Source organism: Thermus brockianus (assembly GCF_001880325.1).
Taxonomy (GTDB): Bacteria; Deinococcota; Deinococci; order Deinococcales; family Thermaceae; genus Thermus; species Thermus brockianus.
Genome location: NZ_CP016312.1, coordinates 1854283 through 1879001 on the forward strand (window position 1 = coordinate 1854283; position 24719 = coordinate 1879001).

Sequence of the window (24719 nt, forward strand, 5' to 3'; positions counted from 1 at the left end):
GTACACTATTCCCATGCGGCCCGACCTTTCCCGGGTGCCGGGAGTTCTCGGGGAAATCGTCCGGCGGAGGGTCCAGGAGGTGGTCCCCTACCCCCTCCCTGCGCCCCCGGCCGTGCCCTCCTTTAGGGAAGCCCTTCTCCTTCCGGGCCTTTCCCTCATCGCCGAGGTGAAGAAGCAAAGCCCTTCCGAAGGGGCCATCCGGCAGGTGGACCCCGTGGAGGCGGCCAGGGCCTACGCCCGAGGGGGTGCCCGGGCCATCAGCGTCCTCACCGAGCCCCACCATTTTGGGGGAAGCCTTTTGGACCTGGAGCGGGTGCGCCAGGGGGTGGCCCTTCCCCTCCTGCGCAAGGACTTCGTGGTGGACCCCTTCATGCTGGAGGAGGCCCGGGCCTTTGGGGCAAGCGCCGTCCTCCTCATCGTGGCGGTGCTTGGGGAGCTCACGGGGGCCTATCTGGAAAGGGCGAGGGCCTTGGGGTTAGATGCCCTGGTGGAGGTGCATGCGGAAAGGGAGCTGGAGGTGGCCCTCGAGGCCGGGGCGGAAATCCTCGGCATCAACAACCGGGACCTCGCCACCCTGCGCCTAGACCTGGCCACCGCCCCCCGCCTGGGCCGCCTGGCCCGGGAGCGGGGCTTTGCCGGCGTGTTGGTGGCGGAGTCGGGCTATGGCCGGCGGGAGGAGCTTAGGGCCCTGGAAGGGCTTTTTGATGCCGTGCTTATCGGTACTAACCTCATGCGCAAGCCCGACCTGGAGGGGGCGGTGCGGGAGCTTGTAGGATAGCCCCATGCTGGTCATCCCTGCGGTGGACCTAAAGGGGGGCCGGGCAGTGCGGCTCTACGAGGGCCGCCCCGAGGCGGAAACCGCCTACGGCGACCCGGTGGCGGCGGCGCTTCGCTGGCAGGCGGAGGGGGCGAGGTTTTTGCACCTCGTGGACCTGGACCGGGCCCTGGGCACCGGGGATAACCGCGAGGCCCTTTCCCAAATCGCCAAAGCCCTTTCCGTGCCCTTCCAGGTGGGCGGGGGCATCCGCTCCTTGGAGGCCTTGGAGGAGGTGCTGGCCCTAGGGGCGAGCCGGGCGGTGGTGGGCACGGTGGCGGTGAAGGACCCCGCCCTTTTGGAAAGGATGCTTTCCCTGGCGGGACCGGAGCGGCTGGCCGTGGCCCTGGATGCCCGGGGGCTTGACGTGGTGGTTTCGGGCTGGCAGGAGGCCACCTTCCTCTCCGCCCTGGACCTCCTTAGGGACTGGGCGGCCATGGGGGTGCGGACCGTCATCTACACGGACGTGCGGCGGGATGGGACCCTAAGGGGCCTGGACCTGGAAGCGGTGGCCCGGGTGCGGGAGGCCTGGCCCCACGTCCTCATCGCCGGGGGCGGGATTGCGGGGCCCGAGGACCTTTGGGGCCTGAAGCGCCTAGGGGTAGAAGGGGCGTTGGTGGGGAAGGCGCTTTACGAGGGGAGGGTCCGGCTTAGGGACTTCGCCGTATCCTGAGGGGGCTATGAAGCTCGTCCACTGGACCTTTCTTCTGGTAAGCCTCGGGGTGGTGGGGGCGGGGCTTTACCTTTACCTCACCTACCCCTTTCTGGTGGTCCCCACGCCCTGGGGGCCGTGGCCCTTTTACCTCGTCCTCCCCGCCGCCTACGCCCTGGGCTTCCTGGTGGGGGGGCTTTACGCCCTGGCCCTTTGGCTTTCCGGCCTGGGGGCCCGGCGGGTTCTTCTCCGGGAGGTGCGGCGGCTTCAGGGGGAGGTGAACGCCCTAAAGCGGGAGCGGATTGAGGAGATTCCCCGCATCCCCGACCGGGAAGACCTATGAGGGATAGGGTCCGCTGGCGCCTCCTTCCCTTGCCCCCTGTTCCCGAGTGGCTTGGCCTCATGGAGGCCTTCGGGGTGGGGCCCGAGGCCGCCTTGGCCTACTGGCACCGGGGGGTGAGGCGGCGGGAGGACCTCGCCCCCCCCCTCACCCGGCTTCCCCTAAAGGGCTTGGAGGAGGCGGCCGGGCTTTTGGCGCAGGCGCTAAAGGAAGGCAAGCGCATCCGCATCCACGGGGACTACGACGCCGACGGCCTCACGGGCACGGCCATCCTGGTGCGGGGGCTTCGGGCGCTTGGGGCCAAGGTCCACCCCTTTATCCCCCACCGCCTGGAGGAGGGGTACGGCGTCCTCATGGACCGCGTCCCCGAGCACCTGGAGGCGGCGGACGTCTTCGTCACCGTGGACTGCGGCATCACCAACCACGCCGAGCTTCGGGAGCTCGTGGAAAACGGGGTGGAGGTTTTGGTCACCGACCACCACATGCCCAAGGAAACCCCGCCCCCGGGCCTGGTGGTCCACCCCGCCTACACCCCGGGGCTAGGGGAGCACCCCACGGGGGCGGGGGTGGCCTTTTCCCTCCTTTGGGCTTTGCACGAGCGCCTGGGGTTCCCGCCCCCTTTGGCCTACGCCGATTTGGCAGCGGTGGGCACCATCGCCGACGTGGCGCCCCTTTGGGGGTGGAACCGGGCCCTGGTGCGGGAGGGCCTGGCAAGGTTGGCCACCTCGAGGTGGGTGGGCTTACGCCTGCTGGCCCAGGCGGTGGGCTACACGGGGAAGGCGGTGGAGGTGGCCTTCCGCATCGGCCCCCGCATCAACGCCGCAAGCCGCCTAGGGGAGGCGGAGAAGGCGCTTAACCTCCTCCTTACGGATAGCGAGGCGGAGGCCCAGGCCCTGGTGGAGGAGCTCAACCGCCTAAACGCCCGCCGTCAGGCCATAGAGGAGGAGATGCTAAGGAGGCTTCTCCCCAAGGCCGACCTCGAGGCCAAGGCCATCGTCCTGGAGGACCCGGAGGGCCACCCCGGGGTGATGGGCATCGTGGCGAGCCGCATCCTGGAGGCCACCTTGCGCCCCGTATTCATCGTGGCCAAGGGCAAGGGCACGGTGCGGAGCCTTCCGCCCATCAGCGCCGTGGGGGCGCTTAAGGAGGCGGAAGACCTCCTCTTGCGCTTTGGCGGCCATAAGGAGGCGGCGGGCTTTGCCCTGGACGAAGCCCGCTTCCCCGAGTTCCAACGGCGGATAGAGGCCTACGCCGCCCGTTTCCCCGACCCCGTGCAGGAGGTGCCCCTGCTCGGCCCCTTGCCCCCCTTTCCCGGTTGCCCGAGCTTTACCAGGCCCTTTCGGCCCTGGAGCCCTTCGGGGCTGGAAACCCCGAGCCCCTTTTTCTGCTTGCGGGAAGTCCCGGGGAGGTTAGGACCATGGGAGAGGGCAAGCACCTTTCCTTCCGCCTCCAGGGGGTGCGGGTGGTGGCCTGGCGCATGGGGGAGAAGGGGGTGCCGAGCCCCTTGGAGGCGGCGGTCCTCCTTACGGAAAACCGCTTTAACGGTACCCTGAGCTACGAGGCCCAGGCCCTGGACTTCCGGGCGCCGGGGGAGCTTCTTTGCGAAACCGAGCCCTTCGCCTTTCCCCTTTCCCTGGAGGAGGCCCTGGCCCGGGCCCGGATGGGGGAGGGCGTGTACGTCCCCGAGGAGAACCGGGAGGGCCTGGCCTACGCCAGGCGGCAGGGCTTCCGCCTCCTCCCCCCGGAGGAGGCCTCCCTTTGGCTCGGCCTCCCCCCTTACCCCGTGGCCCAGGGGCGGGTGGAGGTGGCCTTGGGAAGCGAGACCCGAAGGCGGTTGGAAAGGCCCCCGGTCTTGGAAACCCCGAAGGAGGCCCTCCGGGCGCACGTGGCCAAGAGGCTCCTTTTCGCCTACGAGAAGCGGCACCCGGGCCTTTTCAGCGAGGCGCTGGTGGCGTACTGGGAGGTGAACCGTGTACAAGCAACCGCGGGAAGCCCATGAGGCCAGGATCTATACCCAGGCCTACCGGGTCTATGGGATGATCTACCTGGTACCGGGCTCGGGCACCGCAGACCTATTGAACCAGGAAAAGGTCTACCTGCCGGTGACGGGAGCCCTCATCTATACCCCAGGCTACGTCCACCCACCCGAGGCCAAGGACCTGAAGGCCAGCACGGGGTTTTTGGCCCTGAGAAAGGAGCGCATCCAGTGGATCGTGGGGGGTAAGCCCGCAGAGCCCCGCACGAGCCCCGCCCTTTTGGAGAGGCGCCCGTTGGCCTTCCTTTTCGGGGACTACCTCTTGGCGGGGGAGCTTCTTGTGCCCCGGGGGGTGAGGCTTTCCGACCACCTGTCCCAGGCCAAAGCCTTTCAGACCCTCCTCGAGGCCCGCCTCTACCTCCTCCGCCCTGACCGCCCCATCGTGGACCTGGAACCGGTGGAGCGCTTCCCCTTCGTAACGCTAAACCTGCGCCTGGCCGAGGCGGTGGCCGAGGCCCCCGGGGAGGCCCATGACCCCCGCCTTACCCTATTTGGCTGAGGGCTTCCCGGATCCTCTCCGCCTGCTCCAGGTTTTCCCGAAGCCTCGCCTCCTCCGCCGCCACCACCTCCTTGGGGGCCTTTTCCCGGAACCCGGGGGCGGAAAGCTTCCGTTGGCTCTTCTCGGCGAGCTCCAGCAGTTCCTTAAGCCGCTTTTCCTGCCGGCGCTTCCACTCCTCCACGTCCAGAAGGCCCTCGAGGGGCATCCGGACCGTGACCTTGGGCAGGGCCTTGACCAAGGCCCGTTCCGGCTTGGCCTCTAGGAGTTCCGCCCGGGCCAGGAAACGGAAGACCTCCAGGTTCTCCCGCACGGGGGCCGTTTCCCCTTCCAGGTAGACCCCCACCTCCTGCCCCAGGGAAAGCCCCGCCTCGGCCCTCAGGGCCCGCACCGCCGTCACCGCCTGCCTTAGGGCGTCAAAGGCGGCCTCGGCCTCCGGGTCTTCCTCCCCTTTGGCCTCGGGCCAGGCCTCGAGGGCGAGCTCCTCTTGGCCCGTGAGGGCCAGGTAGAGCTCGCTGGTCAGGAAGGGCATCATGGGGTGGAGAAGCTTGAGGAGGGTGGCGAGGGCCTCTTCCAGGGTCCTTAGGGTGTGGGTGTTCCCCCGCTTGAGGGCGGGTTTGCTGGCCTCCAGGTACCAGTCGCAGAACTCGCTCCAGACGAGCTCGTAGATTTCCCGCGCCGCCTGGGCCAGGTCCAGGGCCTCGTAGAGGGCGGTGATTTCCCGCACACCCCGGTCCAGGCGGCTTCGCATCCAGCGGTCCGCCAGGGTGGGGGTGTCCTCCTGAGGCGCGAAGCCTTCCCGGGAGAGGAGGACGAAGCGGGCGGCATTGTAGAGCTTGTTGGCGAAGTTGCGGGCCATCTCCAGCCAGCGGAGGTCCAGGCGGATGTCCTGCCCCCCTGTGGCCAGGTAGGTGAGGGCGAAGCGCAGGGCATCTGCCCCGTAGCGCTCCACCATCTCCAAGGGGTCAATCACGTTCCCCTTGGACTTGGACATCTTCTGCCCCTTCTCGTCCAGGACCAGGCCGTGGAGGAGGACCGTCTTAAAGGGCCTTTCCCCCATGAAGTGGTAGCCGGAAACCTCCATGCGGGAAACCCAGAGGAAGAGGATATCGTACCCCGTGACCAGGACGTCCCCGGGATAGAAGGCCTTGAGGTCCTCCGTCTCCTCGGGCCAGCCCAGGGTGGAAAGAGGCCAAAGGGCGGAGGAGAACCAGGTATCAAACACGTCCTCGTCCCGCTTCAGCTTGGGGCTCCCGCAGGCCTCGCACGTCCTGGGGTCTTCCAGGTAGCGCTCGGGGCGGGGGACGTGGATGGCCCCGCAGTCCTCGCAGTACCAGGCAGGGATCTGGTGCCCCCACCAAAGCTGGCGGGAGATGTTCCAGTCCCTTACGTTCCGAAGCCAGTCCAGGTTCACCTTTTTCCAGCGCTCGGGCACGAAGGCGATATCCCCCCGCTCCAGGCCCTGGATGACCTTTTCCGCCAGGGGCTTCATGGAAAGCCACCACTGGGGGAAGATGGCGTACTCAATGGGGGTGCCGCAGCGGGAGCAGGTGGCGAGGCTTATGCTGTAGTCCTCCTCCTTGACCAGGTGCCCCGCTTCCCGGAAGAGCTCCACCGCCTTCTTGCGGGCCTCAAAGCGGTCTAGGCCCCTTAGGGGTGGGGGCACCCTTTCCCCCTCCATCCTCCCCTCCAGGTTGATGACGGACACCGCCTCCAGGCCGTGGCGCTCGCCGATCTCGTAGTCCAGGGGGTCGTGGGCGGGGGTCACCTTGAGGGCCCCGGTACCGAACTCCCTCTCCACGGCGCTGTCGGCCACGATGGGGATCCAGAGGTCCGTGAGGGGGATGCGGGCTTTCCGGCCAATCAGGCCTTGGTAGCGCTCGTCCTCGGGGTGGACGGCGATGGCCTGGTCGGCGAAAACCGTTTCCGGGCGCACCGTGGCGATTTCTATAAAGCCACCCCCCTCCACCTCATAGCGCAGGGTGTAGAGCTTGCCCGGGGTGGGTTCGGTTTCCACCTCCAGGTCCGAAAGGGTGGTTTCGCACCGGGGGCACCAGTTCACGAGCCTGGGGGCGCGGTAGGCCAGGCCCTCGTGGTAGTAGCGGGAGAAGGCGTAGCGCACCGCCTTGGAGCGCTTTTCGTCCATGGTGAAGGCTTCCCGGCTCCAGTCGGCGCTGGCCCCGAGGCGCTTGAGCTGGCGCAGGATGGTCCCCCCCGATTCCTCCTTCCACTGCCAGACCCGGGCCAGGAAGGCTTCCCGCCCCAGGTCGTGCCGGGTCTTGCCCTCCTTGAGGAGGAGGCGCTCCACCACCACCTGGGTGGCGATGCCGGCGTGGTCGGTGCCGGGGAGCCAGACCGCCTCGTAGCCCCGCATGCGCTTGTAGCGGATGAGGGCGTCCTGGAGGGAGTTGTCCAGGGCGTGGCCCATGTGCAAGGAGCCCGTGACGTTGGGGGGCGGCATGAAGATGACGAAGGGGGGCTTGCCGCTTTTGGGGTTGGCCACGAAGGGGTTCTTCGCCCACTTCTCCGCCCACTTGGGTTCCACCGCTTTGGGATCGTAGGCCTTGGGTAGGTCCATGCTACCCATCACTTTACCCGGGAGGGCTCGGAACAGGCCACCCGATGGGGTTAGGGGAGGGCGTAAAGGTAGTAGCGACCGTTTTCCAGGTGGAAAAAAGCCTCCTCAAAGGCGAGGCCTTCCACGAGGGTTTCCTCGGGGATGGCAAGGGCGAACGCCCCCACCCGGATCCCCCCGGGGAGGAGTTCCAGGGTCCCCGTGGCGAGTTCCTGGCTTTCCGCCTCCGGGTCGTTTAGGGGGGTGTGGAGGAGGCGCACGGGAAGCCCCTCGAGGCTAAAGAGCACGTTGCTCGGGTCGCGGAAGGGGGCCCGGTGGAGGAGGCGTTCCTCCACCTCCGCCACCTCGCCCAAGAGGGCGTAGCGGTCCAGGGGCAAAAGGGCCTTGCCGCTTTCCAGAAGGAGGTGGAACCGGGCGCGGTCCTCCTCCGAGAGGAGGATGGGGGCCTTGTGGGGGCCCACTTTCGGGTCCTGGTCCAGGCGCCCCTTGAGGAGTTCCTTGGCCGCTTCCAGGGCCTCTTCCCGCGTGGGGTAGAGGCTGTAGGGGTTTACCTTGAAGAGAAGCTCGTAGCCCTTGGGCCCTTGGATGAGCCAGGCCAGGTGGAGCTCATAGAAGCGGCGCTTCTGCCAGGCGGGGTACATAGGGAGGAGTATACGCTCTCATTGTGCCTTCACCCCTTGCCCAAAGCTATCGCCGGGTATACTCTAGGCCCGGTATGGCGCTATCGGAAGAGCGGGTCCTCGAGGCCCTGCGCACGGTGATGGACCCCGAGCTCGGGAAGGACCTGGTGTCCTTGGGCATGGTGGGGGAGGTGCGGCTGGAGGGGACTCGGGTGGACCTCCTTATCCACCTCACCACCCCCGCCTGCCCCCTGAAGGGGCAGATTGAGGCGGACATCCGCAAGGCCCTGGCCCCTTTGGGCCTGGAGGAGGTGCGGGTCCGGTTCGGCGGCGGGGTGAAGGCCCCGGAGCAGTACCCCATCCCCGGGGTGAAGCACGTGGTGGCGGTGGCCTCGGGCAAGGGCGGGGTGGGGAAGAGCACCGTGGCTGCCAACCTGGCCCTGGCCCTGAGCCGGGAGGGGGCCAAGGTGGGGCTTTTGGACGCCGACCTCTACGGGCCAAGCCAGGCCAAGATGTTCGGCCTGGAGGGGCAGAGGCTCAAAGTGGACCAAAACCGGAAAATCCTCCCCTTGGAGGCCTATGGCATCAGGGTCCTCTCCATGGCCAACCTCGTCCCCCCGGGCCAGGCCATGGTTTGGCGCGGGCCCATCCTCCACGGTACCCTGAAGCAGTTTTTGGAGGAGGTGAACTGGGGGGAGCTGGACTACCTGGTGGTGGACCTGCCCCCGGGCACCGGGGACGTGCAGCTAAGCCTGGCCCAGCTCACCAAGGTTTCGGGGGGGGTGATCGTCACCACCCCCCAGGAGGTGGCCCTCATTGACGCCGAGCGGGCGGCGGACATGTTTAAAAAGGTGCAGGTGCCCATCCTGGGCGTGGTGGAGAACATGAGCGCCTTCCTCTGCCCCCACTGCGGCAAGCCCACCCCCATCTTCGGGGAGGGGGGCGGCAGGCGGCTTGCCGAGAAGCTCAAGGCCCGCTTCCTGGGGGAGATCCCCCTCACCCTTTCCTTGCGGGAAAGCGGGGACCAGGGGATGCCCGTGGTGGTCAAGGACCCGGAGGGCCTCGAGGCCCAGGCCTTCCGCAAGGCGGCCCAGGAGCTCGCCGCCGCCTTGAGCGTCCAGACCTTCATCGCTTTGCCCATGGCCTGACATGGCCCTTCTCCTGGAAGGCACCAAGGAGCGGGTTTTGGACCTCTTAAGGGTCAAGCCCCGCACCGCCAAGGAGGTGGCGGAAGCCCTAGGCATCAGCCGGGTGGCGGCCCAGAAGCACCTGGAAGACCTGGAGGCCCGGGGTCTGGTGCGCTCGGAGGTGCGCCGCTGTCCTGGCCGGGGCCGTCCCTACCGGCTTTACCAGGCCCAGGACGTGGGGGCGCCCTACGCCGCCCTGTGCGGGGATGTGCTCAGGGGCCTCGAGGGGGCTTTGGGGAAGGAGGGGGTGGTGCGGCTCCTTTTGGAAAGGAACCGGAAGCTCTTGGCACCCCTCAACCTCCAGGGGCTTCCCCTCAAGGAAAAGCTGGAGCGCCTCGCCGCCTTCCTCCGGACCCAGGGCTACGAGGCGGAGGTGGTGGAGGAGGGGGGAAGGCTCTACCTCTGCCAGCACCGATGTCCCAAGCTCGCCCTCTCCCGCGAGCACGAGGCCCTTTGCCAAAGCGAGCTTCTCGCTTACCAGGAGCTTTTGGGCCTGCCCCTCCATCGGGAGGAGCGCCTGGCCGAGGGGGGAAGCTGCTGCCGCTACCGCGTAGAATAGCGGCGTGTGGATCTACCGGCTAAAGGGCACGGCCTGGGAGCTGGATCCCATCCTCCCCGAACTCTTTGACCGGGGGGCGAGGGGCCTGGAGGAACGGGAAGGGGAGGTCCTCGCCTACTTCCCCGCCCCCCTGGACCTGCCCTACGGGGGGGTCTGGGAGGAGGTGCCCGACGAGGACTGGCTTTCCGCTTGGCGGCGCGACCTCAAGCCCGCCTTGGCCCCACCCTTCGTGGTCCTGGCCCCTTGGCACCTTTGGGAGGGGCCGGAAATTCCCTTGGTCATTGAGCCCGGCATGGCCTTCGGCACCGGGCACCACGAGACCACCCGCCTGGCCCTCATGGCCCTGGCCCGCCACCTCCGCCCCGGGGAGAAGGTGCTGGACCTGGGTACGGGAAGCGGCATCCTGGCCATCGCCGCCGCCAAGCTGGGGGGAGAGGCCCTGGGGGTGGACATAGACCCTTCCGTCCTCCCCCAAGCGGAGGCCAACGCCCGGCAGAACGGGGTGGCGGTGCGCTTCCTAGAGGGAAGCCTCACGGACGCCCTTCCCTATGGCCCCTTTGACCTCGTGGTGGCCAACCTCTTTGCCGAGCTCCACCAGGCCTTCGCCCCCCGCTACCGGGAGGCCCTGGCCCCTGGGGGGAGGCTTCTTGCCACCGGCATCCTCCAGGAGAAGGCCCCCATGGTCCGGGAGGCCCTTTGGGGCGCGGGCTTTACCCCCTTGGAGGAGGCGGGGGAGGGGGAGTGGGTCCTCCTCGCCTACCGGAGGTAATCCATGCGCCCCCACCGCGCCTATAGCCCAGGCCTTACCGGGGTGCTCTCCCATCGGGAAAGCCACCACCTCCTGGAGGTGCTTAGGGTTCGGGTGGGGGACCGGTTCACCGTCTTTGACGCCGAGCGGGAGGCCCTGGCGGAGGTGGTGGACCTGGGCCCCCCGGTGCGCTACCGCATCCTGGAGGAGCGCCGCCCCGAGCGGGAGGTGGGGGTGGAGGTGGTCCTCTACGTGGCCCTCCTCAAAGGGGACAAGCTGGGCGAGGTGGTGCGGGGGGCCACGGAGCTCGGGGCTACCCGCATCCAGCCCCTTATCACCCGGCACAGCGTCCCCAAGGAGATGGGGGAGGGGAAGCTTAAGCGCCTCCAGACCATTGCCGTGGAGGCGGCGAAGCAGTCGGGGAGGCTAAGGGTTCCCGAGGTCCTTCCCCCCATCCCCCTAAAGGCGGTGCCTGAGGTGCCCCAAGGCCTCGTGGCCCACGTGGGGGCAAGCCGCCGGGTGCGGGAGGTTTTGGACCCCGAAAAACCCCTGGCCCTCGCCGTGGGGCCCGAAGGGGGTTTCGCCGAGGAGGAGGTGGCGCTTTTGGAGGATAAGGGCTTTATCCCCGTCACCTTGGGGCGGAGGATCCTTCGGGCGGAGACCGCCGCCCTCGCCCTCCTGGCCCTCTGCACCAGCGGGGAGGGAAGGTGAGGGCCTTTTTCCTTTTCCTCCTTCTCCTTTCCGCTTGCCGCTATACCTTTTTGCCCCTGGACCCCGGAAAGCCCCTCCCTCCCGAAAGGCCCTTCGTGGTGGCGCGGCTGGTCCCGGTGGAAAGGGAGGCGAGGCTTGCCCTGAGGGTAGAAAGGCTACCCCGTCCCGGCTACCTTCACCTCCGTTGGTACCGGGAAGAAACCCTTCTCCTGGAGAAGGCGCTTTTCCTGGAAGGACCTGGGGAATACCAGGCCCTCTTCCCCTTGGGAGAGGGGTACCACCGCCTGGTGGGGCTTTTGGAAGGGGAGGCCATATTCCAGCTGGACCTAGGTACGCCGGGCCTACCGGACCCCGATGAACCATAGGACCATGGGGATGGTGAGGAAGGCCAAAAAGGTGGAAACCACCACGCTCCGCGCCACCCTTATGGCGTCCCCGCCAAACTCCCGCGTCATGAGGAAGGCGTTCACCGCCACAGGGGTGGCGGACTGGAGGACGAGGACCTGGTGTTCCAGTCGGGGAAGCCCCAAGGCAAGCCCCACCCCGTAGGCGAGGAGGGGGGCGAGGAGGAGGCGGAGGGCGCTGGCCGTGGCCTCAAAGGGGCCCACCTGGAAACGGGTCTGGCCCATCTGCATCCCCAGGGTGAGGAGGAGGACGGGGATGGCCGCCTGGCCCATGAGCCGCACCCCTTCGTCCAGGCGGAAGGGGAGGGAGATCCCTAAGGCCTTGAGGAATAGGCCAAGGAGAAGGGCGTAGAAGAGGGGAAGCCTTAGGGTGAAAAGGAGCCCCTCCCGAAGCCCTCCGCCCCGGATAAAGGCCGGTCCCAGGCCGAACATGACCACGCTGGAGAGGATGAAGTAGACCACGGCCCGCCGGAGGCCCTCCTCCCCCAGGGCGAAGTAGGTGAGGGAAAGGCCCATGTTGCCGGAGTTGGGGAAAAGGCTACAGACCACGAGGCCCTTAAGCCCTTCCGGAGAGAGCCCAAGAAGCCTTCCCGCTCCTTGGATGAGGAGGAAGAGGAGGGCATAGGTGAGGGTAAACCCCAAGAGGAGCCCCCAAAGCCCTTCCCGGGTGTACTCGGCCCGGTACATGGCGTCAAAGATGAGGGCGGGCACCAGAAGGTAGAGGGTGAGGCGGCTTAGGGTGGTGAGGTCCATGGGCACGCGTCGGCCTAGAAGGTAGCCGGAAAGGACCACCAGGGCCACGGGGACCACGGTGTTGAGGAGGGCCTGCATGTGGGGCATTCTAGGGGTATGCCGAGCTATAGGGAACTGGCGGAGGCCATCCGCAAGGTCCTGCTGGATGGGGCCGTGGCCCCTAGGCGGCAGGTGTTGTCCCTCCCCTGGGGGCAGTTTCTGGCCATGCCGGCTGCGGACGAAGAGGTGGCGGTGTGCAAGCTGGTGACCGTGGCGCCGGGGAAGACCCCCATGGTCCAGGCGGAGGTGTGGGCCAAGCGCCTGGGCACGGGGGAGGTCTTCCACCTGCCGGGGGAGGAGCTCACCAAGAGGCGCACCGCCGCCCTTTCCCTCCTGGCTGCTACCCTCCTTGCCCCTAGGCGGGAGGGGGCCCTCCTGGTGGTGGGGCCGGGGGCCCAAGGGGAGGCCCACCTCGAGGCCTTCGCCGAGGGCTTTCCCCTGACCCGGGTCCTGGTGCGGGGGAGGGGCCGGGAAAGGGTCTTAGCCTTCTTGGAGCGGGCGAGGGCCCTTGGGCTAGAGGCCTCCGAGTGGCGGGAGGAGGAGGTTCCCGAGGACGTGGCCTTTATCGTCACCGCCACCCCAAGCCCCACCCCTGTCCTGCCCTCCCAGGTGCCCGAGGGGGTCTTCCTGGCGGCGGTGGGGAGTTTCCGCCCGGGGATGCGGGAGGTGCCAGAGGCCCTGGTGGCCCAGGCAGCCCTCTACTGCGACACGGAGGACGCCCTCGTGGAGGCCGGGGAGCTTCAGGGGCTAGACCGCCCCGTAATCCCCTTGCGGGAGGCCCTTCGGGGCAGGCGCGCGGAAGGGCGCTTTGTCCTCTTCAAGAGCGTGGGCCACGCCCTCTTTGACCTGGCGGCGGTGCGGGCCTACTTGGGCCTATAGCCGGACCACCACCTTTCCCGTGTGGCTGCGGTCCAGGAGGGCCCGGAAGGCGGCCTCCGCTTCCGCAAAGGGGAAGACCTGGCCCACCATGGGCTTGAGCTCCTTCCCAAGCCGGGGGAGGAGGAAGCCCAAGGCCTCCTCCACGAGGGGCCTTTCCCCGAGGAGGGGCGCAAGCCAAAAGCCTAGAACGGTGAGGTTTCTGCGCATGAGCCGCAAGGGGGGGATGGGCGCCACCTCCCCCTCCGCCGCCCCGATGTAGACGAGGCGGCCTTGGGGCTTGAGGAGGGCGAGGCTTTCCTCTATGGCCTTGCCCCGCACCTCCAAGACCAGGTCCACCCCGCCCAAGGCCCTCACCCTTTCCGGCAGTTCCTCGTAGGTGGCCGCCACCTCCGCCCCCAAGGAAAGGGGTAGGGCGAGCTTTTCCCGCCTCGAGGCCGCCGCCACCACCCTTAGGCCTAAGGCCCTCGCCACCTGCACCGCCGCCGTGCCCAAGGCCCCCGCTGCCGCCTGCACCAGCACCCTTTCCCCGGGCTTCGCCCCCGCCCGCCTTAGGGCCAGGTAGGCGGTGAGGAAGGAAACGGGGTAGGCCGCCGCCTCTTCCGGGGAAAGCCCCTCGGGCACGGGCAAGAGGGCCGCTTCCGGCACCGCCACCCGCTCCGCCAGGCCGCCCTGGCCCACCAAGGCAGCGTAGCGCCCATTCCCCGCCCGCCCCACCACCTCCATCCCCGGGATGAAGGGCGGGTGGAGCCGGGTGAGGTAGGCCCCAAGCCGCAAGAGGTGGTCGGCGAAGTTCAGGCCCACCGCCTCCACCTCGAGGAGGACTTCCCCGGGCCCGGGCTTGGGTTCTTCCACCTCCTTGAGGACCAAAGGGGCCCCTAGCTTCTCTTGTACCCAGGCTTGCATGGACGAAGTTTAGCCCATTTTGGTAGTTTGGGGTTCGTGACGGAGAAGAACCTCGCCCGCTTCTACCAAATCGCCCAGGAGATCTGGAGCCAGCTCCCTTCCCAAGCCCGTTTCCGCCCCTTGGAGGACGGAAAGGTCCTCTCCCGGTATGCCCCTTTGATGGAGGGCTTTACCGAGGAGGTGGTTCAGGGGTTTTACGATACGCTTTTTGGCCATTCCGCCACCCGGAGGATCTTCCGCGAAGGGGAGAGGCCCGCCCGGGAGAAGACCCTAAGGGACTGGTACCTGCGCACCCTAAGGGGTCCCTTTAATGGCCAGTACTTCGCCTGGCAGGCCTTGGTGGGCCTTGTCCACGTGCGCCGGGGGGTGACCAATGCCATGATGGCCGCCATGTGGAACTGGCTCACCGAGGAGGTGGCCCGAAGGGCCCGGGCGGCCCTTCCCCCGGAGGAGGCGAGGGCGCTGGAGGACGCCTGGCGGCGCCTGGCCTTCACCGTCATGGCCCTCATCGCCGAGGAGTACCTGGAGGCTTACTTGGAGGCCCTGGCCCTTGCCAAAGGCGAAGACCCCCGGGCCTTCCTCGAGGAAGCCCAGGAGGCTGCCGCCAGGCTCTTGGAAAAGCTCAAGCCCGCCTAGCCCTTTACCGACCCGGCCAGGAGCCCCCGCAGGAAGTAGCGGCCCAGGAAGATGTAGACCAAAAGGGTGGGCAGGGCGGCCAGGATAGCGCCGGCCATGGGCAGGTTCCACTTCACCGCCTCGCCTCCGGCGAGCTGGGCCAGGGCCACGGTGATGGGCTGGCTTTCGGGCCGGGTCAAGGTCACGGCGAAAAGGAACTCGTTCCAGATCTGAGTAAACTGCCAGATGGCCACCACCACGAACGCGGGGGCGGATAGGGGCAGGATCACGTGGCGGAACACGCCGAAGAAGCCCGCCCCGTCAATGCGGGCGGCCTCCACCAGCTCGTCGGGGATTTCGCTGTAGTAGTTCTTGAAGATCAGGGTAACGATGGGGATGCCGTAGACCACGTGCACCAGGATGAGGCCGAGAAGGGTGCCGTAGAGCCCGATGGCCTTCACGAACTGGAAAAGGGGGATGAGGACGCTCTGGTAGGGGATGAACATGCCGAAAAGCATGAGGGCGAAGAGGAGGTTGGCGCCGGGGAAGGGCCACTTGGCCAGGACGTAGCCGTTTAAGGCCCCCACCATGGCGGAAAGCAGGGTGGCGGAGATGGCCAGGACCAGGGAGTTTTGGAACTTGGGCCGGAAGGCCTCCCAAGCGATCCGGAAGCTTTCCCAGTAAATGGGGTCAGGCCAGTACCAGACGGTGTCCAGGGTGATCTTGGCGGGTTCCTTGAGCGCCGTGAGGATCACCAGGTAGACGGGCAGGAGGAAAAACGCCGTCATGAGGAGGAGGAAGGCGTAGAGGAGGGCCCGGCCCATCAGCGCCGCACCTCCTTCCTAAGCTGGCTCGCCAGGTAAGGGATGACCACGAGGGCCACGAGGAGGAGGAGCAGGATGCCGATGGCCGCCCCTTTGGCGAACTGGTTGCCCCGGAAGGCCAAAAGGTACATGTAAATGGCGGGCACGTCCGTGGGCGCGTAGTCCAGGCCGGCCATGGCGAAGATGAGGTCAAAGATCTTCAGGGCGATGTGGCCCAGGACGATCATGGCCGAAAGGGTGATGGGAGCGAGGAGGGGGAGGATGACGTACCGGTAGGTCTGCCAGGGGCTAGCCCCGTCCACCTTGGCGGCTTCCAGGACCTCCACGGGGATGCCCCGAAGCCCTGCCAGGTAAAGGGCCATGGTGTACCCCGACATCTGCCACACCGCCGCCAGGATCACCCCCACCAGGGCCAGGCTGAAGCCGTGGGGCTCGGGGTAGGGGAGGAGGTGCACCCTTGGTCCAAAGGCGAAGGCCCAAAGGAGGAGCACCCCGCCCGAAAGGAGGGCAAAAAGGCGCCGCTTCCTTTCCCCTTCCCGGTGGGCCCGGTAGGCCACGTAAAGGAAGACGAGCCCCACCACGAGGGCGGTGTAAAAGGGGAGCTGGTTCCAGTCAAAGACCAGGACCTGCTCCCGGGTGGTCAGCCAGGGAAAGGACAAGGGGGGTAGGCCAAAGAGGGTGGGCAGGACGTTCACCCCGCCTTGGGGTTGGAGAAGCCAGCGCCAGATGGTCCCCGTGACCACGAAGGAGAGGGCCATGGGGAAGAGGAAGACGGTACGGAAAAAGCCTTCCCCCTTGGGGCTTTGGTCCAAAGCCACCGCTAGGAGAAGGCCGAGGCCCAGGCTTCCCGCCATGAAGAAGAAGGTGAAGAAGATCAGGTTCACCGCGCTTTGGCGGAAGCGCACGTCCACGAACCCCGTGAAGAGCTCGCGGTAGTTGGCGAGGCCCACAAAGTGGAGCTCGGGCCTTTGGGCCAAGGCTTGGGCGGGGTTCTTGCCCCAGTCGGTGAGGGAAACGTAAAGGTTCTGCCCGATGAAGCCGTAGACGAAGATGCCCACCGCCACCAGGGAGGGGAGGAGGACCAAGAAGGCTGTGATGCGGTCGCGCATGTTTCCTCGGGGAAAACCCCGTGGGGGCTTAAACCCCCACGGGGGAAAGGGCCTTTAGCGGCCCAGGCCCACCTGGTCGGCGATGGCCTGGGCGGCGTTGGCCGCTGCCTGCGGGCTCTTGGTCTGGAGGAAGATCTCCATCACCGTGCCGAACTGGCTCATGAAGCTCTCCGGCGCCACGGCCCCGTGGACCAGGGAGCCCACGATGCGGTTGGACTTCCAGTCCCGCATGGCCGCCTGGCCGTAGGCGTTGTACTTGGCGGGGTCGGAGTCCAGGCGGGCGGCGATGGAGCCCTTGAGGGGGTTGAAGGTGTCCTGCCCCTCCTTGGAGCCCACCAGCCTAAGCCAGTTGAGGGCGTTTTGGCGGTTCTTGGCCCCCTTGGGCAGGCCGAAGGAGTCGGAAAGCATCATGAAGATCCCTTGGGTGCCCGGGGAGGGTGCCCAGGCGAAGTCCGTGCCGGGGCGAAGCTTCAGGGTAGTGGCCATGTAGCCCGCGGCCCAGTCGCCCATGATGTTGAAGGCGGCCTGGCCCTGGACCACCCGGTCCACCGCCTGCTGCCAGGAAAGCCCGGCAGCGTCCCTGTTGGCGCAGTCCAGCACCTTGCCGAAGGTTTCCCAGACCGCCACCGCCTTGGGGTCTGTGAACTTCAGCTTGCCGTTCCAGAGGTTGTTCCAGCCCTCCGCCCCCAGCATGGCCAGGGCCACGCTCTCCCACAGGTGCTGCTGCGTCCAGTTCTCGCCCAGGGCCAAGGGGGCCTGGAGGCCTTTGCGCTTAAGGGTTTCGCAGGTGGCGAGGAACTCGGCCCAGGTCCTAGGCGGGTTCACCCCCCACTCCCTGAGCTTCGCCGGGATGTACCACATGACGTTGGAGCGGTGGATGTTCACCGGCACGCTCCAGATGCCCCCCTTGTAGGAGATGAGGTCAATGAGGCCCTTGGGGAAAGCCTGGAGCCAGCCCTCCTGGCGGAAGAGGGAGGTCAGGTCTTCCATGCGGTTGGCCACCACCCAGGTGCCGATGAGCTCCATGCCGGCGTGGACCTGGAAGGTGTCCGGGGGGTCGCCCCCAAGCATCCGGGTCTTCAGGACCGCTTTGGCGTTGACCCCGGCCCCCCCGGTGACCGTGGCGTTGATGACCTCCACGCCCGGGTACTTCTGCTTGTAGAGCCGGATGAGGGCCTCGAGGGCCGGCCCCTCGTCCCCCGCCCACCAGGAGAAGATCTCCAGCTTGCCCGTCTGGGCCAGGGCGCTAAGCCCCAAGGCCATGCCGAGTACCCAAAGCCACTTCCTCATACCTACCTCCATTGCGACGTGGGCTTTCCGCCCACAGGCCGCCTAGCTCAAAGAAGCGCGCCAAGAAGAGGCTCGCCCCACCCACCGCCGCCGCCAGGTGCCCGTAGGAGGAGGGCTGGACCGGTAGGGCGCGGTGGGTTTCCAAAAAAGCGTGCTCCGCCAGGGCGCGGCGCAAGGGGGCTTCCAGGAAAGGGAATAGCTCCGCCGCCTTCCCCCCCACCACCACCCGAGCGGGGTCGTAGGCCACGGCCAGGTTGGCCAAGAACTTCCCTAGGTGTTCGCCCAGGTGGGCTAAGGCGGCTTGGGCCGAGGGGTTTCCCGCTTGGGCCTTGGCCAAGAGGGCCTCGAGGCCCTCCGCCTCGCCCCCAAGGGCCCGGTGGTGGCGCAAGAGGGCTCCGAGGCCGAGCTCGGTTTCCAAACACCCCTTGCGCCCGCAGGCGCAAGGGCGTTCCTCGGGGCCGAGCCAGTGGCCCACCTCCCCCGCAGCCCCGTTTGTGCCCCTCAGGAGGCGGCCTTCCGAAACCACCCCCACGCCGAGGCCGGTGCTTAGCACCAGGTAGGCCAGGTTCTCTTCCCCGTGGAAGAAGACCTCGGAGAGGGCCGAGGCTTTGGCGTCGTTCTCCGCCAGGGCGGGTAGGGGGAAGGAGGCCAGGTAGGGGTTCAGGTCCAGATCCCGCCAGCCCAGGTTAGGGGCGTAGAGGAGCTTGTTCCCCACCACCACCCCGGGCAGGGTGAAGCCGAGGCCCAAGGCCCCATGGGCCTGGGGCAGGGCTTCCTGGAGGAGCCGGGCAAAGCGCTCTTCCGGCCCCGCCTCCTTGGGGTGGGCCCACTCCCTGGCCCAAAGGACCTCTCCCCGCCAGTCCAAGGCGAGGAGTACCGTCCCCTCCACCCCAATTTCGGCGCCTAGGGCGAAGCGGGCCCCTGGACGGAGGTGCAGGAGGGTGCCCGGACGGCCCAAGGGAGGTGAGGTGAGCGTCCCCTCTTCCAAGAGCCCTTCCTTAAGGAGTTCGTCCACAAGCCGGCTCACGGCGCTTTTGGCCAGGCCCGTGAGCCGGGAGAGGTCAGCCCGGGTAAGGGGGCCCCGCCTCAGGTGGGCCAGGATGGCCCGGCGGTTGAGCCTGCGGATTTCCTGCGCATCCCCCTTACGCACCCTTGCCTCCTTTAGTTCGTTCTCGGGACTAAGTAAACCATCCTCCCCGTCCTCTGTCAAGCCCTTGTCAATCCGGCCCAAGCGCCTTAGCCTAAGGGCAAGGCCCGCTAGGGCCTCAAAGCCAGGTCCGTTGCCCTGGTGCCTGGGCGCGTAGTCCAGGCTTAAAGTGGGGAAGTCCGGTGCAAGTCCGGCGCTGTCCCGCAACGGTAACCGGCCAAGCTACGCGGTTCGCTTCGCAGGCCGGAAGCCCGAATACCTGCCAGGGCCGCCCGCCTTGCCCCAAGGCGGGCACCTCACGCGGATGGGGGAGCGTTGGGGGCTTGCTTGGCTTTTCCCGCCCCTGCCGCTTCAGGCAGGGGCGTTGCCCTACCTCCCCCGGGCCCGGTGCCCCTGGCCCTAGCGGCCTTAAGGGAGGTAGGCATGAAGAAGCTTGCGGCGTTTTTGTCGGTTCTGTTGGCCTTAGCCTTCGCCTTTCCCCTCACCCTCACGGACGACCTGGGGCGCCAGGTCACGCTCAAAGCCGCGCCCAAGCGCATCGTTTCCATGCTGCCCTCGGTGACGGAGACGGTGTGCGCCCTCGGGGCCTGCGACCGCCTGGTGGCCACGGACGACTACTCCGACTGGCCGGAGGGCGTGAAGCGGCTGCCCAAGGCGGGGGGGCTTTACAACCCGAACCCCGAGCTCATCGTCTCCCTGAAGCCGGACCTGGTCCTGGCTTCCCGCTACGGTAGGCTTTACGAAACCCTGGAACGGGCGGGGCTTACCGTGTTCGTGGTGCGCACGGAAACCTACGAGGACATCTTCAAGACCGTGCGCACCCTGGCCCAGCTCCTAGGGCTTCCCGCCCAGGGGGAGAGGTTGGTGGCCCAGATCCAGCGGGAGGTCTACGGGGAGGAGGCCCGGGCGGCCAAGGCCAAGGCCCGGCCTCGGGTCTATTACGAGATTGACCCTACCCCCTACACCGTGGGCCCGGAAAGCTTCATCGGGGTCCTCATCCAGAAGGCCCGGGGGGTGAACATCGTCCCCAAGGAGCTCGGGCTTTTCCCCAAGATCGCTCCCGAGTTCGTGGTGGAGAAAAACCCCGAGGTCATCGTGGCCACCTACCCGGGTGCCCGAGAAACTATCCAAAGCCGGCCCGGCTGGAGCCGGGTGAGGGCGGTGCAGGCGGGAAGGATTTGCGTCTTTACCGGCGGCGAGGATAACCTCCTTTCCCGCCCCGGCCCCCGCGTGGCCCAGGGCCTGCGGCTCCTCGTGGACTGCTTCCACGGGCGTTAGGCCATGACCCTTTCCCTGCCCCTGGCCCTCCGGCGGAGCCTGGTCTTCGCCTGGCTCCTCGGCCTCTTGGCCTTGGCCTTGGTGCTAGGGCTCGCCCTGGGGGCGGTGGTGGTGCCCCCAGGGGAGGTGGTGCGCGCCCTTTTGGGCCTCGAGGCTAACCCCATCGTCACCGAGCTCCGCCTCCCCCGGGTCCTCGGGGGGATGCTGGTGGGGGCGGCCTTGGGGGTGGCGGGGGCCGCCTTCCAGGGGCTATTCCGCAACCCCTTGGCCGACCCTTACCTGATGGGGGCGGCCTCGGGAGCGGCCTTTGGCGTGACCCTCTTGGCCGTCCTCCTTGGGGGGCTTTCCCCCGCCTTCGCCCAGCACGCCGTCTTCCAGGGCCTTCCCCTCTCCGCTACCCTTTTCGGCTTCCTGGGGGCCGTCTTCGCCACCCTCCTCACCCTGGTCCTGGCCGGCGGGGTGGCGCGGACCGGGGAGCTGGTCTTGGCGGGGGTGGTGGTGGGGAGCGTCCTCACGGGGCTCACCACCTACCTCATGCTCCAGGACGCCGACCGGGTGCGGGCGGTCTTCGCCTATACCCTGGGGAACCTGGCCTTTTTGGGGTGGCCCTCGGTGAAGGCGCTAACCCTCTTCCTTCTCCTCGCCCTGCCGCCCCTTCTCCTCCTGGGCCGGGTGCTGAACGCCCTGCAACTCGGGGAGGAGGTGGCGCAGAGCTTGGGGCTTCCCCTAAGCGCCCTGAAACTCCTCCTCCTCGCCGCGGCCAGCCTCCTCACCGCAGCCAGCGTGGCCCAAGCGGGGATCATCGGCTTCGTGGGCCTTGTCACCCCCCATGCCTTGCGGCGCCTTCTGGGGGAGGACTACCGGGTGCTTCTCCCGGCCAGCGCCCTGGGCGGGGCCGCCCTTTTGGCGCTGGCCGACCTCCTGGCCCGCACCCTCACGCGGCCCGCCGAGCTTCCTGTGGGCGTGGTGACCACCCTTCTGGGGGGGCCTTTTTTCCTCTACCTCCTTTGGAGGCGCCGTGGCCGGGCTTGAAGCCAGGGGCATCGTGGGGCCCTTTGCCCTAAGGGGGGTGGACCTCCTCGTGCGCCCGGGGGAGTGGGTGGCCCTCCTGGGGCCCAATGGCTCCGGCAAGAGCACCCTCCTTAGGGTGATGGCGGGGCTTCTTAGGCCCAAGGGGGGAGGGGTGTACCTGGAGGGAAAGCCCCTTAGGGCCTACGGGAGCTACGCCCGGGGCCGGCTCCTCGCCTACCTGCCCCAAGGGGGGCCGTACCCGGAGGGGCTCGTGGTGGAGGAGGTGGTGCGCCTGGGAAGGCTTCCCTACCTTGGCTTATGGGGTAGGGAAGGGGGGGAGGACCGGGAGGCGGTGGCCTGGGCCCTGGAGGTGGCGGGGGCGGCCCACCTAAGGGGCCGGTTTCTGGGCACCCTCTCTGGGGGCGAGAGGCAACGGGTCCTCCTGGCCCGCGCCCTGGCGGCGAGGCCCCGCTACCTCCTCCTGGACGAGCCCACCACCTACCTGGACCTGGCGCACCAGGCCGAGGTGGTGGCCCTCCTTAGGGGCCTTGCGGAACGGGGGGTAGGGGTGCTTTCCGTTCTGCACGATCCCAACCAGGCGGCTTTGGCCCACCGGGTGGCGGTCTTGCGGGATGGCCGGCTGCTTTCGGAGGGGCCGCCCGGGGCCGTGCTGACGGAGCCCCTTCTCCGGGGGCTTTACGGGCCCCGGGTGCGGGTGGCCCTCTTGGAGGGGAGGCCCCATGTCTACCTGGACGGATAGGGCCAGGCTCTACGTGCGGGGCCGGGCCCTTCTCCTAGACCTGGGAAGGGAGGCCCTTTTCTACACGGAAAGCGGCCCGAGGCGGGCCCGCTACCTCCTGGTGGGGCGGCTTTCCCCCCCGGAGTGGCTTCGGCTCGCCCTGCCCCGGCAAGGGGTGCTCCACTACCCCCTTTCCGTGGACCCCTTGGCCTTTGAGTGGGAGGGGGATACCCTCCTCCTGCCGGGCCTGAGGGTGTACCTGGGAGGGCCACCCCCCTTCGTGGAAACCCCCTACTACGCCTGGTGCTTGACGGAAGGGGCGGGAAAGGAGTAGGGTGGCCTTACCGACCGTTCGGTCGTGAGGAGGTGCGCCGTGCGGCTCAAGGACAAGGTGGTCCTCATCACCGGGGCGGCCCACGGGATCGGCCGGGCCACCCTGGAGCTCTTTGCCCGGGAAGGCGCCAGGCTGGTGGCGGTGGACATAGAGGAAGGCCCTTTGGAGGAGGCGGCCTCCGCCACGGGGGCCATGCCCCTCAGGATGGACGTGGCCGACCCCGCCTCCGTGGAGCGGGGCTTCGGGGAGGCCTTGGCCCGGTTCGGGCGGCTGGACGGGGTGGTGCACTACGCCGGCATCACCCGGGACAACTTCCACTGGAAGATGCCCCTGGAGGACTGGGAGCTGGTCCTTAGGGTGAACCTCACGGGGAGCTTCCTGGTGGCGCGGGCGGCGAGCGAGGCCATGCGGGAGCGGAACCCGGGGAGCATCGTGCTCACGGCGAGCCGGGTGTACCTGGGGAACCTGGGGCAGGCGAACTATGCGGCTTCCAAGGCGGGGGTGGTGGGGCTTACCCGGACCCTGGCCTTGGAGCTTGGGCGGTACGGGATCCGGGTGAACGCCTTGGCGCCGGGGTTTATTGAGACGCGGATGACGGCCAAGGTGCCGGAGAAGGTGCGGGAGAAGGCCATCCAGGCCACGCCTTTAGGGCGGGCGGGAAGCCCGTTGGAGGTGGCCTATGCGGCGCTTTTCCTCGTTTCCGACGAGTCTAGCTTCATCACCGGCCAGGTGCTTTTCGTGGACGGGGGTAGGACCATCGGGGCGGCGCCCGCTTAGGGGCCGTGCCCAAGGGGGTGGTGGGGGATGGACTTTAGCGGGCTGGACGGGCTTTTCCGCCGATTGACGGAGGAGGGTTTCCTGCCCGGGGCGGTCGTCCTGGTGGCCCGGGAGGGGGAGGTGGTCTTCCAGGGGACCTACGGCTTCCTGGACCCAGAGAAGGGCCTACCCATGGGGGAAGACGCCCTTTTCCGGGTCTACTCCATGACCAAGCCCTGGGTTTCCGCCCTGGCCCTAAGCCTGGTGGAGGAGGGCACGTTAAGCCTGCTGGACCCTGTGGAGAAGTATCTGCCCGAGCTCGGTGCGTTGCGGGTGGGGCGGGAGGTGAACGGAGGGGTGCGGGACGAGCCCCTTCGGGCTCCCGTCACCGTTTACGAGCTTTTGCGCCACACCGCTGGCTTCACCTACGGGGTCTTCTTCGCTTCTCCCGTGAAGCGGCTTTACCTGGAGGCCGGTGTGGACCGCTTTGACCTGAGCCGGGAGGCCTTTTTGGAACGGCTTGCGGCCCTACCCCTCCGTTTCCAGCCGGGCGAGGCCTTTGAGTACGGGCTTTCCACGGACGTGCTGGGCCACCTCCTCGAGGCGGCCACGGGGAAGAGCCTGGCGGACCTCCTGGAGGAGCGGGTCTTTGCCCCTTTGGGCATGAAGGACTCGGGCTTCCAGGCCAAGGACCCCGCCCGCCTGGCCAAGCCCTTCCCCAAGGACCCGGAGACGGGTAGGCGCATCGCCCTCATCCCCGTGGAGGCCCCGCCCCCGAGGTACGCTGGGGGGATGGGCGGGGTGAGCACGGCTTCCGATTACCTGCGCTTCCTGGAGGCGTTGCGCACGGGGAAAGGCCTCCTCCACCCGCGCCTTGCCCGGCTCATGACCGAGGACCACCTGGGTCCCCTCTACGCCGAGGGGCTCAAGCGGGGGCCCGAGTACCTCCCGGGCCCCGGGTACGGGTTTGGCTTGGGGGTGGCGGTGCGCCTTGGGGCGGGGCTCTCCCCGGGAACCCCTGGGGAGTTCAACTGGGCGGGGTTTGGCGGCACCTACTTCTTCGTAGACCCCTCCTTGGCCCTAAGCGCTCTTTACATGAGCCAGGCTCCTAACCTGCTTTCCGTTTTGGAGCCCTCGAGGGCCCTTCACTCCCGCTTGGGGGCCAGGCTCCAGCACGCTTTCCGCACCCAGGTCTACCGGGCTTTTTAGCACGGGTTATGGAAGGGGCTCCACCCCCACAACCTTGGCGAGCTCGTGGGGAAGGAGGAGAACTTCCCCTTCCACTTGGATGCGCACGTTTTCTGCCTGCTCAAGAACTTTGAAATGTGTGCCCGGGGTTAACCCCAATCGGGCTAAGAGGTTTAAGGTACCTGGGTCCTGGACCAAAGCCCGTACCACCCGCACTTCTCCTAGGGGAGCTTCGCAGAGAGGCAGAGCGGGTGCTTCTGGGAGCTCGAGGTCCTTGGTGGGAATGGGATCCCCATGGGGGTCAAAGGGAGGATGCCCTAGAAGCTCGGCGATTTTATCCTCAAGCGATTCGCTTATGGCGTGTTCTAAGCGCTCGGCTTCCTGGTGTACCTCTTCCCAGCCAAAACCCAGGGCCTGGTGCAGATAGGCTTCCAGGAGCCGGTGGCGGCGTAGAATCTCCAAGGCAACCTTCCGCCCCAAAGGGGTTAGGTTTGCCCCTTGGTACGGTTGGTGATGGACGAGCCCTAGAAGGGCGAGTTTCTTTAGCATTTCCGTTGCCGAAGGAGGACGTACGCCCATCCGGTTGGCCAAGGCCTGGGTGGGAACCGGTCCTTTGCCTTCAAGTTCCAAGAGGAGAAGGTTCTTTAGGTAATCTTCTTGGGCTTCGGAAAGCGGGGGGCGTTTCATAGGGGACACGGTTTGGCCACATCCAG

General features: G+C 67.6%; 26 protein-coding genes, 1 pseudogene and 1 riboswitch. Of the genes and pseudogenes, 18 read left to right on the forward strand and 9 right to left on the reverse strand.

Features of this window, described 5'->3' with window-relative positions; genetic code table 11:
• Positions 1-13: 13 nt before the first annotated feature.
• The 5 genes and pseudogenes from trpC (at position 14) to A0O31_RS09985 (ending at position 4340) form a co-directional block, all read left to right on the forward strand.
• Positions 14-778: an indole-3-glycerol phosphate synthase TrpC gene (trpC, locus tag A0O31_RS09965; protein ID WP_071677714.1), complete on the forward strand. Its 765-nt coding sequence runs from the start codon at positions 14-16 to the stop codon at positions 776-778.
• Positions 779-782: 4 nt separating this feature from the next.
• On the forward strand, positions 783-1487 hold the full coding sequence (gene hisA, locus A0O31_RS09970) for a 1-(5-phosphoribosyl)-5-[(5-phosphoribosylamino)methylideneamino]imidazole-4-carboxamide isomerase (protein ID WP_071677715.1): 705 nt from the start codon (positions 783-785) through the stop codon (positions 1485-1487).
• Positions 1488-1494: 7 nt separating this feature from the next.
• Positions 1495-1809, forward strand: a complete 315-nt coding sequence (locus A0O31_RS09975; RefSeq protein ID WP_071677716.1) for a hypothetical protein — start codon at positions 1495-1497, stop codon at positions 1807-1809.
• Positions 1806-3805 (forward strand): annotated as a pseudogene (locus A0O31_RS09980) (single-stranded-DNA-specific exonuclease RecJ). The gene A0O31_RS09975 and the pseudogene A0O31_RS09980 overlap by 4 nt, the downstream one beginning before the upstream one ends.
• On the forward strand, positions 3777-4340 hold the full coding sequence (locus A0O31_RS09985; RefSeq protein ID WP_071677717.1) for a DUF6812 domain-containing protein: 564 nt from the start codon (positions 3777-3779) through the stop codon (positions 4338-4340). The pseudogene A0O31_RS09980 and the gene A0O31_RS09985 overlap by 29 nt, the downstream one beginning before the upstream one ends.
• Here A0O31_RS09985 and A0O31_RS09990 read toward each other — a convergent pair.
• Together A0O31_RS09990 and A0O31_RS09995 are read right to left on the reverse strand one after the other, a co-directional pair.
• Positions 4324-6915, reverse strand: coding sequence for a valine--tRNA ligase (locus tag A0O31_RS09990; protein WP_071677977.1), 2592 nt, complete (start codon positions 6913-6915; stop codon positions 4324-4326). The genes A0O31_RS09985 and A0O31_RS09990 overlap by 17 nt on opposite strands.
• Positions 6916-6965: 50 nt before the next feature.
• Positions 6966-7553 carry a hypothetical protein gene (locus A0O31_RS09995; RefSeq protein WP_071677718.1) on the reverse strand — a complete coding sequence of 196 codons (588 nt, stop codon included), beginning with the start codon at positions 7551-7553 and terminating at the stop codon, positions 6966-6968.
• 74 nt (positions 7554-7627) lie between these two features.
• On the opposite strand from A0O31_RS09995, the gene A0O31_RS10000 reads away from it, so the two are divergent.
• Genes A0O31_RS10000 through A0O31_RS10020 form a run of 5 tightly spaced genes read left to right on the forward strand, consistent with a single transcriptional unit; the run spans position 7628 to position 11102 of the window.
• A complete protein-coding gene (locus A0O31_RS10000) occupies positions 7628-8680 on the forward strand; it encodes an Mrp/NBP35 family ATP-binding protein (RefSeq protein ID WP_071677719.1) in 1053 nt (350 codons plus the stop codon).
• Position 8681: 1 nt separating this feature from the next.
• Positions 8682-9278, forward strand: coding sequence for a helix-turn-helix transcriptional regulator (locus A0O31_RS10005; RefSeq protein ID WP_071677720.1), 597 nt, complete (start codon positions 8682-8684; stop codon positions 9276-9278).
• Between the two features lie 4 nt (positions 9279-9282).
• Positions 9283-10047: a 50S ribosomal protein L11 methyltransferase gene (locus A0O31_RS10010; RefSeq protein WP_071677721.1), complete on the forward strand. Its 765-nt coding sequence runs from the start codon at positions 9283-9285 to the stop codon at positions 10045-10047.
• 3 nt (positions 10048-10050) lie between these two features.
• A complete protein-coding gene (locus A0O31_RS10015) occupies positions 10051-10737 on the forward strand; it encodes a 16S rRNA (uracil(1498)-N(3))-methyltransferase (RefSeq protein WP_071677722.1) in 687 nt (228 codons plus the stop codon).
• Positions 10734-11102, forward strand: coding sequence for a hypothetical protein (locus A0O31_RS10020; RefSeq protein ID WP_071677723.1), 369 nt, complete (start codon positions 10734-10736; stop codon positions 11100-11102). Before A0O31_RS10015 ends, A0O31_RS10020 begins: the two co-directional genes overlap by 4 nt.
• On the opposite strand, the gene A0O31_RS10025 is transcribed toward A0O31_RS10020, so the two are convergent.
• On the reverse strand, positions 11079-11981 hold the full coding sequence (locus A0O31_RS10025) for an AEC family transporter (protein ID WP_152024434.1): 903 nt from the start codon (positions 11979-11981) through the stop codon (positions 11079-11081). The two genes, A0O31_RS10020 and A0O31_RS10025, sit on opposite strands and share 24 nt — an antisense overlap.
• Positions 11982-11990: 9 nt before the next feature.
• On the opposite strand from A0O31_RS10025, the gene A0O31_RS10030 reads away from it, so the two are divergent.
• On the forward strand, positions 11991-12812 hold the full coding sequence (locus A0O31_RS10030) for a Rossmann-fold NAD(P)-binding domain-containing protein (RefSeq protein WP_071677725.1): 822 nt from the start codon (positions 11991-11993) through the stop codon (positions 12810-12812).
• Here the strand turns inward: A0O31_RS10030 and A0O31_RS10035 are convergent.
• Positions 12807-13715, reverse strand: a complete 909-nt coding sequence (locus A0O31_RS10035; RefSeq protein ID WP_071677726.1) for a zinc-binding dehydrogenase — start codon at positions 13713-13715, stop codon at positions 12807-12809. The genes A0O31_RS10030 and A0O31_RS10035 overlap by 6 nt on opposite strands.
• Before the next feature lie 36 nt (positions 13716-13751).
• Here A0O31_RS10035 and A0O31_RS10040 point away from each other — a divergent pair, with 36 nt between their 5' ends.
• Positions 13752-14351: a protoglobin domain-containing protein gene (locus A0O31_RS10040; protein ID WP_071677727.1), complete on the forward strand. Its 600-nt coding sequence runs from the start codon at positions 13752-13754 to the stop codon at positions 14349-14351.
• Here A0O31_RS10040 and A0O31_RS10045 read toward each other — a convergent pair.
• The 4 genes from A0O31_RS10045 to A0O31_RS10060 are packed head-to-tail and all read right to left on the reverse strand — an operon-like array spanning position 14348 to position 18703.
• The gene (locus A0O31_RS10045; protein WP_071677728.1) at positions 14348-15154 is read right to left on the reverse strand and encodes a carbohydrate ABC transporter permease; all 807 of its coding nucleotides are present in this window, start codon (positions 15152-15154) and stop codon (positions 14348-14350) included. The two genes, A0O31_RS10040 and A0O31_RS10045, sit on opposite strands and share 4 nt — an antisense overlap.
• Positions 15154-16263 carry a carbohydrate ABC transporter permease gene (locus A0O31_RS10050; RefSeq protein WP_071677729.1) on the reverse strand — a complete coding sequence of 370 codons (1110 nt, stop codon included), beginning with the start codon at positions 16261-16263 and terminating at the stop codon, positions 15154-15156. Before A0O31_RS10050 ends, A0O31_RS10045 begins: the two co-directional genes overlap by 1 nt.
• A 54-nt stretch (positions 16264-16317) precedes the next feature.
• Positions 16318-17553 (reverse strand): ABC transporter substrate-binding protein, encoded by a 1236-nt coding sequence (locus tag A0O31_RS10055; RefSeq protein WP_071677730.1) that lies wholly within the window; start codon positions 17551-17553, stop codon positions 16318-16320.
• Entirely contained in the window at positions 17510-18703 is a 1194-nt protein-coding gene (locus A0O31_RS10060) for an ROK family transcriptional regulator (RefSeq protein ID WP_071677978.1), read from the reverse strand. Before A0O31_RS10060 ends, A0O31_RS10055 begins: the two co-directional genes overlap by 44 nt.
• A 119-nt stretch (positions 18704-18822) precedes the next feature.
• Positions 18823-18981: riboswitch (cobalamin riboswitch) on the forward strand.
• A 142-nt stretch (positions 18982-19123) separates the two neighbouring features.
• Here A0O31_RS10060 and A0O31_RS10065 point away from each other — a divergent pair.
• The 6 genes from A0O31_RS10065 to A0O31_RS10090 are packed head-to-tail and all read left to right on the forward strand — an operon-like array spanning position 19124 to position 24027.
• The gene (locus A0O31_RS10065) at positions 19124-19978 is read left to right on the forward strand and encodes an ABC transporter substrate-binding protein (protein ID WP_071677979.1); all 855 of its coding nucleotides are present in this window, start codon (positions 19124-19126) and stop codon (positions 19976-19978) included.
• A 3-nt stretch (positions 19979-19981) separates the two neighbouring features.
• Complete coding sequence (locus tag A0O31_RS10070) at positions 19982-21010, forward strand: FecCD family ABC transporter permease (RefSeq protein ID WP_071677731.1); 1029 nt, start codon at positions 19982-19984, stop codon at positions 21008-21010.
• Complete coding sequence (locus tag A0O31_RS10075) at positions 20997-21749, forward strand: ABC transporter ATP-binding protein (RefSeq protein ID WP_071677732.1); 753 nt, start codon at positions 20997-20999, stop codon at positions 21747-21749. Before A0O31_RS10070 ends, A0O31_RS10075 begins: the two co-directional genes overlap by 14 nt.
• The gene (locus A0O31_RS10080; protein WP_071677733.1) at positions 21730-22062 is read left to right on the forward strand and encodes a hypothetical protein; all 333 of its coding nucleotides are present in this window, start codon (positions 21730-21732) and stop codon (positions 22060-22062) included. Before A0O31_RS10075 ends, A0O31_RS10080 begins: the two co-directional genes overlap by 20 nt.
• A 39-nt stretch (positions 22063-22101) precedes the next feature.
• Positions 22102-22839 carry an SDR family oxidoreductase gene (locus A0O31_RS10085; protein ID WP_071677734.1) on the forward strand — a complete coding sequence of 246 codons (738 nt, stop codon included), beginning with the start codon at positions 22102-22104 and terminating at the stop codon, positions 22837-22839.
• 27 nt (positions 22840-22866) lie between these two features.
• Entirely contained in the window at positions 22867-24027 is a 1161-nt protein-coding gene (locus A0O31_RS10090; RefSeq protein WP_071677735.1) for a serine hydrolase domain-containing protein, read from the forward strand.
• A gap of 6 nt (positions 24028-24033) precedes the next feature.
• Here the strand turns inward: A0O31_RS10090 and mntR are convergent, their stop codons facing one another.
• Positions 24034-24693, reverse strand: a complete 660-nt coding sequence (gene mntR / locus A0O31_RS10095) for a manganese-dependent transcriptional regulator MntR (protein ID WP_071677736.1) — start codon at positions 24691-24693, stop codon at positions 24034-24036.
• Positions 24694-24719: the final 26 nt, after the last annotated feature.

What these genes read in the sequence shown, in the direction of transcription:
- A0O31_RS10070 (WP_071677731.1), top strand. Translation starts at nt 19,982, where the DNA reads ATGACCCTTTCCCTGCCCCTGGCCCTCCGGCGGAGCCTGGTCTTCGCC.
- A0O31_RS10035 (WP_071677726.1), bottom strand. Translation starts at nt 13,715, where the DNA reads ATGCAAGCCTGGGTACAAGAGAAGCTAGGGGCCCCTTTGGTCCTCAAG.
- A0O31_RS10025 (WP_152024434.1), bottom strand. Translation starts at nt 11,981, where the DNA reads ATGCCCCACATGCAGGCCCTCCTCAACACCGTGGTCCCCGTGGCCCTG.
- A0O31_RS10080 (WP_071677733.1), top strand. Translation starts at nt 21,730, where the DNA reads ATGTCTACCTGGACGGATAGGGCCAGGCTCTACGTGCGGGGCCGGGCC.
- A0O31_RS09995 (WP_071677718.1), bottom strand. Translation starts at nt 7,553, where the DNA reads ATGTACCCCGCCTGGCAGAAGCGCCGCTTCTATGAGCTCCACCTGGCC.
- A0O31_RS10090 (WP_071677735.1), top strand. Translation starts at nt 22,867, where the DNA reads ATGGACTTTAGCGGGCTGGACGGGCTTTTCCGCCGATTGACGGAGGAG.
- A0O31_RS10030 (WP_071677725.1), top strand. Translation starts at nt 11,991, where the DNA reads ATGCCGAGCTATAGGGAACTGGCGGAGGCCATCCGCAAGGTCCTGCTG.
- A0O31_RS09975 (WP_071677716.1), top strand. Translation starts at nt 1,495, where the DNA reads ATGAAGCTCGTCCACTGGACCTTTCTTCTGGTAAGCCTCGGGGTGGTG.
- A0O31_RS10045 (WP_071677728.1), bottom strand. Translation starts at nt 15,154, where the DNA reads ATGGGCCGGGCCCTCCTCTACGCCTTCCTCCTCCTCATGACGGCGTTT.
- A0O31_RS10015 (WP_071677722.1), top strand. Translation starts at nt 10,051, where the DNA reads ATGCGCCCCCACCGCGCCTATAGCCCAGGCCTTACCGGGGTGCTCTCC.
- A0O31_RS10065 (WP_071677979.1), top strand. Translation starts at nt 19,124, where the DNA reads ATGAAGAAGCTTGCGGCGTTTTTGTCGGTTCTGTTGGCCTTAGCCTTC.
- A0O31_RS09990 (WP_071677977.1), bottom strand. Translation starts at nt 6,915, where the DNA reads ATGGACCTACCCAAGGCCTACGATCCCAAAGCGGTGGAACCCAAGTGG.
- A0O31_RS10055 (WP_071677730.1), bottom strand. Translation starts at nt 17,553, where the DNA reads ATGAGGAAGTGGCTTTGGGTACTCGGCATGGCCTTGGGGCTTAGCGCC.
- trpC (WP_071677714.1), top strand. Translation starts at nt 14, where the DNA reads ATGCGGCCCGACCTTTCCCGGGTGCCGGGAGTTCTCGGGGAAATCGTC.
- A0O31_RS10000 (WP_071677719.1), top strand. Translation starts at nt 7,628, where the DNA reads ATGGCGCTATCGGAAGAGCGGGTCCTCGAGGCCCTGCGCACGGTGATG.
- mntR (WP_071677736.1), bottom strand. Translation starts at nt 24,693, where the DNA reads ATGAAACGCCCCCCGCTTTCCGAAGCCCAAGAAGATTACCTAAAGAAC.
- A0O31_RS10050 (WP_071677729.1), bottom strand. Translation starts at nt 16,263, where the DNA reads ATGCGCGACCGCATCACAGCCTTCTTGGTCCTCCTCCCCTCCCTGGTG.
- A0O31_RS10005 (WP_071677720.1), top strand. Translation starts at nt 8,682, where the DNA reads ATGGCCCTTCTCCTGGAAGGCACCAAGGAGCGGGTTTTGGACCTCTTA.
- hisA (WP_071677715.1), top strand. Translation starts at nt 783, where the DNA reads ATGCTGGTCATCCCTGCGGTGGACCTAAAGGGGGGCCGGGCAGTGCGG.